This is a genomic window from Streptomyces sp. YGL11-2 (genome assembly GCF_050054615.1).
Classification (GTDB): domain Bacteria; phylum Actinomycetota; class Actinomycetes; order Streptomycetales; family Streptomycetaceae; genus Streptomyces.
On the sequence record NZ_JBNHIN010000011.1, the window covers coordinates 229,686 to 237,740 of the forward strand.

10 protein-coding genes are annotated in these 8,055 nt (G+C 68.3%); 5 read left to right on the top strand and 5 right to left on the bottom strand.

Annotated features, from left to right (window positions below; all coding sequences use genetic code 11):
• Window positions 1–39: 39 nt before the first annotated feature.
• From amcA to ACO1BR_RS15810, 3 genes are all read right to left on the bottom strand, one after another.
• The gene (gene amcA, locus ACO1BR_RS15800) at window positions 40–225 is read right to left on the bottom strand and encodes a multiple cyclophane-containing RiPP AmcA (protein WP_426795678.1); all 186 of its coding nucleotides are present in this window, start codon (window positions 223–225) and stop codon (window positions 40–42) included.
• The gene (gene amcB, locus ACO1BR_RS15805; protein WP_426795679.1) at window positions 222–1,379 is read right to left on the bottom strand and encodes a cyclophane-forming radical SAM peptide maturase AmcB; all 1,158 of its coding nucleotides are present in this window, start codon (window positions 1,377–1,379) and stop codon (window positions 222–224) included. The genes amcA and amcB overlap by 4 nt, the downstream gene beginning before the upstream one ends.
• Before the next feature lie 129 nt (window positions 1,380–1,508).
• Complete coding sequence (locus tag ACO1BR_RS15810) at window positions 1,509–1,733, bottom strand: hypothetical protein (RefSeq protein ID WP_426795680.1); 225 nt, start codon at window positions 1,731–1,733, stop codon at window positions 1,509–1,511.
• Between the two features lie 252 nt (window positions 1,734–1,985).
• Here ACO1BR_RS15810 and ACO1BR_RS15815 point away from each other — a divergent pair, with 252 nt between their 5' ends.
• Together ACO1BR_RS15815 and ACO1BR_RS15820 are read left to right on the top strand one after the other, a co-directional pair.
• Window positions 1,986–3,248, top strand: a complete 1,263-nt coding sequence (locus tag ACO1BR_RS15815; RefSeq protein ID WP_426795681.1) for an XRE family transcriptional regulator — start codon at window positions 1,986–1,988, stop codon at window positions 3,246–3,248.
• Window positions 3,245–3,757 carry an NUDIX domain-containing protein gene (locus ACO1BR_RS15820; RefSeq protein ID WP_426795682.1) on the top strand — a complete coding sequence of 171 codons (513 nt, stop codon included), beginning with the start codon at window positions 3,245–3,247 and terminating at the stop codon, window positions 3,755–3,757. Before ACO1BR_RS15815 ends, ACO1BR_RS15820 begins: the two co-directional genes overlap by 4 nt.
• Before the next feature lie 520 nt (window positions 3,758–4,277).
• Here the strand turns inward: ACO1BR_RS15820 and ACO1BR_RS15825 are convergent.
• Window positions 4,278–5,888, bottom strand: coding sequence for an LCP family protein (locus ACO1BR_RS15825; protein WP_426795683.1), 1,611 nt, complete (start codon window positions 5,886–5,888; stop codon window positions 4,278–4,280).
• Between the two features lie 3 nt (window positions 5,889–5,891).
• The gene (locus ACO1BR_RS15830; RefSeq protein WP_426795684.1) at window positions 5,892–6,233 is read right to left on the bottom strand and encodes a DUF6542 domain-containing protein; all 342 of its coding nucleotides are present in this window, start codon (window positions 6,231–6,233) and stop codon (window positions 5,892–5,894) included.
• 287 nt (window positions 6,234–6,520) lie between these two features.
• Between ACO1BR_RS15830 and ACO1BR_RS15835 the strand changes: the two genes are divergently transcribed.
• The 3 genes from ACO1BR_RS15835 (at window position 6,521) to ACO1BR_RS15845 (ending at window position 7,849) form a co-directional block, all read left to right on the top strand.
• The gene (locus tag ACO1BR_RS15835; protein ID WP_426795685.1) at window positions 6,521–6,871 is read left to right on the top strand and encodes an ArsR/SmtB family transcription factor; all 351 of its coding nucleotides are present in this window, start codon (window positions 6,521–6,523) and stop codon (window positions 6,869–6,871) included.
• Between the two features lie 157 nt (window positions 6,872–7,028).
• Window positions 7,029–7,196 carry a hypothetical protein gene (locus ACO1BR_RS15840; RefSeq protein ID WP_426795686.1) on the top strand — a complete coding sequence of 56 codons (168 nt, stop codon included), beginning with the start codon at window positions 7,029–7,031 and terminating at the stop codon, window positions 7,194–7,196.
• Between the two features lie 305 nt (window positions 7,197–7,501).
• Window positions 7,502–7,849, top strand: a complete 348-nt coding sequence (locus ACO1BR_RS15845) for a hypothetical protein (protein ID WP_426795687.1) — start codon at window positions 7,502–7,504, stop codon at window positions 7,847–7,849.
• The last annotated feature ends 206 nt before the right edge of the window (window positions 7,850–8,055 follow it).

The window sequence follows — 8,055 nt, forward strand, 5'->3', positions numbered from 1 at the left end:
CGCGTCCGTTGGCGACGCGCCCCGGTGCGGCATCTGCGGTTACTTCTTGTTCCAGTTGTCCCAGGTGGGCTGGTTGTTCCACGGATTGCCGGTGGTATTGCTCCAGTTGTCCCAAGTCGGCTTGTTGTTCCAGTCAGCGCGGGCCGGCTCACCCTGCACGCGGGGGGCTATGAGGTCGGCGACGACGGGGGCGTCGGTGGAGGCGAGCTGTTCCAGGAGTGTCATGCGGCGTGTTCCTTCCTCGCGGTGTCGGACAGTGCCATGACCAGGGCTTGCTGGGAGACGCGGCAGTAGTTCGTCTCGGCCGTGGCCAGGCTGCCGTTTTCGAAGTAGCGATTGCCTGCCTGCGCTCCTCGGCAGAAGTCGAAGAACGCGCAGCTGGCCTCGCACTTGTCCAGGCCGACCAGGAACTCCCTTACGTACCGAAGACGGTGCGCCCGGTCCAGCATGGCGGGGATGGACTGCTCCAGCACGTTTCCGGCCCGGAAGTCGTTGTATGCCGGGGCGGTGATGTCGGCCAGCTCGGGTGAGAGCAGGACGACCTCCCCGCTCACCGAGATCGTCGGGATGGGGTCGATACGGCGTTTCTCCCAGCGGTCGCGCTGGCCGGTGCGTACCAGGTGCAGGTAGTCGCCAAGGCGGTCCAGCTCCCGGATCGCCGAGCCATCGGGGTGGCGGCGGCTCCAGGCAATGGTGCGCTGCCAGAATTCGGTGGCCTGCTCGCGGGTGGGCGGCTGCCGCTTCGTGTTGACGCCCTCGACTTCCTCGATGTTGAGGCCGATGGATTCGCAGCCGAGGCCGGCCAGGAAGTCGAGGAGTACTTCGGGCTGGGCGATGCTGTCCCGGCTGACGACCGCGATGGTGGAGAAGGGGATGCTCCGGGCGCGTAACCGGTCGATGCCCTTCATGATCCGATCGAAGGCAGGTCGGCCTCGGCGGTCGTTGCGCTGGGTGTTCAGTGCGGCCGGACCGTCGATGCTCACTCCGATCCGGATGTCTTTCTCGGTCAGCAGGTCGCACCAGTCGTCGGTGACGAGTGTCGCGTTGGTCTGCATGTAGTGGCGGAGCCGTCCTGCCTCGCGCAGCGGCTCGAAGGGGGCAAGCAGGCTGGTGAAGCGGCGCACTCCGAGTGCCATGGGCTCGCCGGCGTGCCAGACGATGCCCAAGGGCTGACTGTCATCCTGCTCGACCAGTTCGGCGGCAGAGTGCGCCACTGCGTCGGCGACCTCGACCGACATGTGGTTCTGCCGGGCACGGTGGGGGAGGTAGCAGTAGGCGCAGTCGAGGTTGCAGAACTTGGTGGGCTGGAGAACGAGTGTCGAGGGTCGTGCTGCGATGCGTGCCGCGTATCGAGCCGGCCGGTGGAGCTGGTGCAACATCTCAGTGACTCCTTGTCGTCTCTGGACGGGTTGCGATGCCGGGGCACTGGGAGCGGTCCGCGCTTCGCGAAGGGGCGGAACCACCCGCTCGCGAGGCCGGACGATGCCTGCTGTGGGGCGGCCAGTGCCCTACTCCACCGATTGGTCGGCGTCCGCGGCCGTGACAGGCACGTTCGGTCTCGCGGCATGCTCAGGCTGCTCCACTGCGCTGGCTCCGAGCAGTCCGACGGTGACGATGTTGCCGAGCACCCACACGGCGCCGAGAAACGTCCCGACGTGATCGGAGTTCAGCCGGGGCAGATGGAACGTCGCCGTGTTGTCCTTGCGGTGGGTCGGGTGGCGCGCTCGATTCATCGGAATCTCCTTCGGCTCAGAGGCGGCATCGCCCCAGGGTGGAAGAGGGCGGTGCCGCTGACCTGGGATTGGCTGCCCGGAGCCCGCGTGCAGGGGGGAGCCCTTTCGGCCGTGGCCTGCGGGCTCCGGGCGGCTGATGGCAGTCAACTGCCTTGCGGGGTACGGAAGAGACCCCAGAAGGTGACCCCAAGTTGGAGTCACCCGTTGATCGATGGTCGTAACATCGAGTCACGTCGCCGGGGGGAGCCATCGATGGGCCGCCAGTCGCAGGACCCGCGTCAGATCACCGCTGGACTGCTCAGCGACGAGCGGTTCCTCGCGGCCTGCCAGGAACGGGACATGGGAGCCCTTTTCCGGCTGCTCAATCACCGAGGAGTCAGCACACGCCGCATCGCCGCCGCGGCAGAGATCAGCCAAGGGCGTCTCTACGACTACATGAACGGCCGGACGCGCGTGGAAAAGCTCGTGCTGTTCGAGCAGATCGCCGACGCATTCCACATCCCCGGTCACCTCTTGGGGCTCGCCCGCCGATCTTGGGAACCGCAGTCCACCCAACCGCCGAGCCAGGGCGGGCCACTTCACATCGACGGCGACGATCTGGCGGCCATGTATGCCTTCCGTAGCGCCGACCGCCAAACCGGAGGAGGCTGGCTGTACGGAGCAGTCGTGCGGCACCTTGGCGACAAGGTAGCGCCACGCTTGGTCGACACAACCAGCGGACTTCAGGTCTTCGCGACCGCGGCAGTTCTGACGGAGATGGCGGGATGGATGGCCCACGACTCCGGCCGAGACGATCTGGGAGTCCAACACCTCGCCCGAGCCCTTCCCCTGGCGCGCACCTCGGGCGACTTACCCCTGGCCGCCAACATCGCCGCGAGCAGAAGCCACCTCGCCCTCCACACCGGCGACCCGACGGCCGCAGCACATTGGGCACAACTGGGTTTGTCCCTCGTGGAGAAGGGACCTCGGATCGCCTCGCTCACCGCCCGGCTCCACGCCATGCAGGCCCGGGCCCTGGCAGCGAGCGGTCATCAAGCACCAGCTCGCCGTGCTCTCGACGCGGCACACGACGACCTCGAAACCGCCTCGGATGCCCTCCATCCCTGGCTCAGCCCCTTCGACTCGGCATCGCTTGCGAGCGAGTCGGCCCTGACCATGCGGGATCTCCAGCAGCACGAGGCGGCCCTACACCATGCTGAACGCGCCATCGCGCTACGCGAGGACGGCCGGGCCCGCTCGCTGGCCTTCAGCCGGATCACCCTCGTCGGCATCCATGCACAGCGCAGTGACCTCGACGCCGCCGTCCAAGTCGGCCACGAACTCCTCACTACCAGCCCAACGCTCGGATCAGTACGTGTGATCCATCAGCTCCACGACCTCCGCACGCTGCTGGAGCCCCACCGCGCGTACGCGCCGGTGCGGGACTACCTGGAACGCTTCGACGACGCCATCAGGTCCAGAATGCTGCTGCTCGCCGACATCATCACGTCGTCCCGAGGAGGTACGCCGACATGAGGCCCACACCCGCCGATCCGGCTGCTTGGCACGCCTACCTCGCCGAGGGCAACGCGACGCAGCCGCGTAAGCGCGTCGCCGCCGATGTCCTCCTGCGTGATCCAACAGGCCGCGTGTTGCTGGTCAAACCGACATACAAGCCCGGGTGGGACCTGCCGGGCGGGATGGTCGAGGCCAACGAACCGCCGCACGAGGCTGCCACACGCGAGCTGAAGGAAGAACTCGGCCTCGCCGTGACACTCCACGAGGTACTGGTCATCGACTGGGTCGCCCCCCACGGGCCTTGGGACGACCAGATCTCCTTCATCTTCGATGCCGGCACCCTCAGCGAGGACCAAGCGGCCGGCATACGACCGCATGACGACGAGCTCTCCGAAGTGGCATTCCTCGCCCCGGAACGGGCCGGTGAACTCCTACGGTCACGGCTGCGCAACCGATTCCAGGCCGCGCTGCAGGCTCTGGCGAACGGACGTCCAAGGTACCTGCACGACACCAAGCCAATCTGGTAGCCGCCTGACCCTCGTGCCCGTGTGGGGGTGAGCCGAGCAGTCGCCGCCCACTTCGTGCGCCTGTCGAGGCGCTGGGAGCAGGCGGCTGCAGCTCAGCGTCGTTGTCCGGGCTCAGCCGCTGGGCCGAGGCGGACGCGGGGTACCCGGATCGACCGGAGTCGGACGCGCCGCCTGTGTGACCACGGTGAACGGGCTTGGGCGGCGCAGACCCGGGCACAGGGAGCACAGGTGACGCTCCTCGGCGACGTCGGCTGCTGCGGTTTGCCGCGCACAGGGCAGACACCAGCCTCGCTCTCGTCGGCGCGACGTGCTCGCGGACGCCCTCGGCCGGGCGGCGGGGGACGGGCCCCACGCCGCCTTCGCCGAGAACGAGTCGCGCCTGCGCCGTTTCTTCGGACTCAACCAGGCGCTCGCGCTGCGGGACCTGGCCGACCCGCCCGCCTGTGACGCGGTGGACTACGCCGAGAACGCCATCGAGCTCGACATCGCCCCGTCTGTCTCGGCATCGCCCCGTCCGTTGTCAGTTGACGCAGGGGACGCCGCCCGCCTTCACCGCGCTGCTCTCGTAGTCGCCGTCCGATGCGTCCGACGACGGACTCGACTCCGGGCTGCTGGTACTCGGGCTCTGGGCGGGGGAGGGGGACGTCGGGCTGGTGAAGTCCTGGCCGAGCGTGACCCGGACGTGTCCGGCCGGGACGTTGGAGCTGGCCGCCGGCGCCGCGGTCGCCCCGAGCTTGACGGCGATCTGCTGGGCGGCGGCCTGACCGCCCTGCCCGTAGGTGACCGTGGCGTGCGGCTGCGGCACGGTGTTGGACGAGGTGCCCGCCGTGTAGCCCAGCTCCTTGAGGGCCTTGAGCTCCTCGGCGGCGGCACCTGTCTTGCCGGAGCCGTTGAGGACGTCGACGGTGCCGGGTGCGGCCTTCGCGGAGCCCGAGGACTTGGAATCCGACGTGCCGCCGCCCGCGCCGGGCGAGGCCGCCGGGCCTTCGTGGAACGCGTCCTGGACCAGCCGCCGCATCTTCTCCGGGTCCGCCAGCATCACGTCCTCGTGGTTGCGCGTGGCGGGAGGGCCGACGGGCAGGGTGTGGAAGACGACGTTCCCACCGGTGAGGTTGGTGGCCTGCTGGCTGAAGTCGATCGGATTGAGCTGGCTGTCGATGACCAGGTCCTTCTTCATCACGCCGAACAGGCCCTGCATCTTGCCCAGGTCCTCGAAAACGCCCTGGGTCTTGAGCTTGTGGGTGATCGAGGAGAGGTACGCCTGCTGACGGTGGGTGCGGTCGATGTCCTCGTTGGGAAGACCGTGCCGCTGGCGGACGAAAGCCAGTGCCTGCTTGGCGTTGAGTTCCTGCCGTCCGGCGGGGAAGTCGGCACCCGAGTTCTTGTCCTTCACCGGGTGCTTGAGACAGACCTCGATCGGCTTGAGCTGGTCGGCGATGTCGTAGAAGCCGATCAGGTTGACCTCGGCGAAGTGGTCGATCGGCACACCGAGGAGGTTCTGGAGGGTGGCGAGGGTCGCCGCACGCCCCGCCTCCCGACTGTCCGCCTCCAGCTTGGCGCCCTTCTCGCCCTGGGCAACCAGCTTTTCCCGGCGCCCCTCATAGGCGTTGCCGTACGCCTCCTTGATCTTGTAGTGGCCCTGGACCGAGTCATCGGCGTTGTGGGTCTCGACGTAGGAGTCGCGGGGGATGGAGAACGCCTGCACCTTGCCGCCGTCGGCGGGTATGTGCATCAGGATCAGGGTGTTGGTGTTGTAAAAGCCGTTCTTCTCGGCGCTTCCGGCGTGGAGTTCGTCCTTCACCACCCAGTCCGGCAGGTCCTTGCCGTTCATGTCCTTGCGCGAATCGAGGCCGATCAGCAGCAAGTTGACGGAGCCGTCGAGGTGTTTCGGCCCGCGTCCGAGCAGCGGGTCGAGCGCGTGAGAGATGTTGAGACTGCCGGAGAGCCAGTGGTAGGCGGCCCAGGAGACGCCGCTGGTCGCCAGCACCGCAACGGAGACGACGCCGGCCAGCGTCCGCGCCACGACCGTCCCGCGGGGCGTGCGCGTGCCGCCCTTGGTGCGCCGGCCGCCCTGGCGGTTCGCCGCTCGGCCCTGACCGCGCCCTGCGGCGCCCGCATGCTTGTCACCCACCGCTTACTTCCTCCTGCTTCCCCTGAGTCGAAACCATCGCACCGCGAGCACCACGATCACCGCGGCCTCGGCCACCGCCATCGCCGGGAAGGCGTCGATCGCCCAGTGCACCACCCCGGAGGTGAGCCCCTGGTCGCCGGTGGCGCCGGTCTTCCCCGCCATCTCCTCCGCAACCACCGTGATCAACTCCGCAACCACGGGCGGCGCATACACAACCCACCAAGCCCCCGCCCGCGTGCACCACCAAGCCGCCACAGCTGCACCGACGGCCGCGGTGAGCACGAAGACCGTCCCCAACGAGGAGCCGATCAGCTCGTCCACGAGCGCGCCGAGCACCGGCAACACCAGCCCGACCAGAGCCGCCTTACGAGCCTGCCGCGGCGAATGCTTCCGCGTACCGCCGCCTCTGCGGCTCCGCGCACCCGCCGCGCCCCGGCCCCGCTGAGCCGGTATTCGGCGTGCATCACGTGCACGGGGTGGGGATATGGCCGGGTCCTGGCCTGCCATGGACACTCCGGGGGTGCATAGTTGCGCAACGCAGCAAGTGGATAGTCTGCACAGGCGTGCGACGGGACAGCCGCACGCCGAACAGTATGAGGCGACCATGATCCACGAAGGGAGGGGCCACGTCGATGGGGGTACCCGAAGAGGGCAGAGCCGAGGATCCCCCGGAGCAGGCGTTCCATTCGGCGGCCCTGATGTTCGGGCTGCTCGCCTCCCCGCTGCGGCTGCGCATCGTGTGGACGCTCGCCCAGAACGAGAGCGATGTCACACGGCTCGCCCTCCGGGTCGGCGCCCGGCCCCAGGCCGTCAGCCAGCACCTGGCCCGCCTCAAGCTCGCCGGCGCGGTCCGGGCCCGCAGCGAGGGCCAGCGCCAGATCTACGCGGTCACCGACCCACGGGTGAAGGCCGCGCTCGGGACGATGATGGCGATGACGGTCGCGGACGAGAACACGGAGCCGGAGTCCGCCGACCTCGCCTAGGACATCCTCCGCGTCCGCACCCGCACACCGTGAGGGCAAGGACGACCAACTGTCCTCGGCGCGTTGCGCAAGCGGCTGCTTGACGAGAGCGACCTAGGCGAGGGCATACCTGCAAGCCGGAGCGCTCCGAGCGGCATGACGAGGTCACCGTGACCGGTTGCCAGGCCCTGGACAAGCTTGGGGCGACGCCGCGGCCGGCGGCGGCCTCGACTTCCCGTGCAAGGCGAAGGCGCCCTTCACCTATGCGGGCGGCAGTGACTCGGAGATGGCCGAGGAGCTGCACAGCGACACCGAGGCCAAGCTCTCGACGGGCGTTTGGCTTTGACGTGAGAACCAGCAGAGTTTGTTGCCCAGTTCGGACAGCTGTCCGCGAACTCTGGGCTGCGGAATGTTCCTCAGTTTGGACAGCACTGGGGCGTTCCTCGCGGGCCGAGTGTGGTCGTCGCTTGCCGACGAAAGGGCCCGCAGCTACCGCCATTGCCAGCATTCACCGGAACAACCGGGTCAGATAATAGCTTTTATCTGCTTTTCAGGATCATTGGCATAAGGGGGGGTCGCGCTGCGCAGAGATGGGAGGGGCATCCTGAAAGGCGGGTGCCCGGTTCCCGATCAAGGGTGGGGGTTGGACTGATGCGTGCAGCAGTGGTCAAGAGGGCGCTGGGCCTCGCGGCGACGGCGTTGGTGACAGCGGTCGCGGTGACAGCGTGTGCGCAGGAGCGTTCGGACCCGGCCACGGCGACCACGCCGCTGGTGGCCAAGGGGAAGGGCAGTTTCACAGCAACGGCGACGTGCCCGAAGGGGATGACGGTGGCCGGCGGCGGCTTCACCTCCCGGGACCAGGACGCCAACGGCAGCATCACCGAGTCGTACCCGGACACGTCCAACTCCTGGAAGGTGACGATCACCGACGCCGGATTGGGCAACGGAGCGCCAATCCCGCACGTGACCGGCACCGTCTACGCGCGGTGCAGCAAGTAGCGAGCAGGAGGCAAGGCAGCGGCGGCGGCAGGCTTCCAGAGCCAGACGGCCAGGACGCGGCCCCATCGGAGAAGCTGGCGCCACGCCCCACCCAGACCGGCCAGGCGATCCGCGCAGTTGGTCGTGAGGCAGGTCAACACCGCTTTTTTCCTTGGGTGTAGCTCGTTGGTGTTTGCTGCCCGGCCCGTCGCCGGTCGACCGGCGAC

Bases quoted from the DNA above. Each gene is read 5' to 3' on its own strand.
- amcA (WP_426795678.1), bottom strand. From the start codon at position 225: ATGACACTCCTGGAACAGCTCGCCTCCACCGACGCCCCCGTCGTCGCC.
- amcB (WP_426795679.1), bottom strand. From the start codon at position 1,379: ATGTTGCACCAGCTCCACCGGCCGGCTCGATACGCGGCACGCATCGCA.
- ACO1BR_RS15810 (WP_426795680.1), bottom strand. From the start codon at position 1,733: ATGAATCGAGCGCGCCACCCGACCCACCGCAAGGACAACACGGCGACG.
- ACO1BR_RS15815 (WP_426795681.1), top strand. From the start codon at position 1,986: ATGGGCCGCCAGTCGCAGGACCCGCGTCAGATCACCGCTGGACTGCTC.
- ACO1BR_RS15820 (WP_426795682.1), top strand. From the start codon at position 3,245: ATGAGGCCCACACCCGCCGATCCGGCTGCTTGGCACGCCTACCTCGCC.
- ACO1BR_RS15835 (WP_426795685.1), top strand. From the start codon at position 6,521: ATGGGGGTACCCGAAGAGGGCAGAGCCGAGGATCCCCCGGAGCAGGCG.
- ACO1BR_RS15845 (WP_426795687.1), top strand. From the start codon at position 7,502: ATGCGTGCAGCAGTGGTCAAGAGGGCGCTGGGCCTCGCGGCGACGGCG.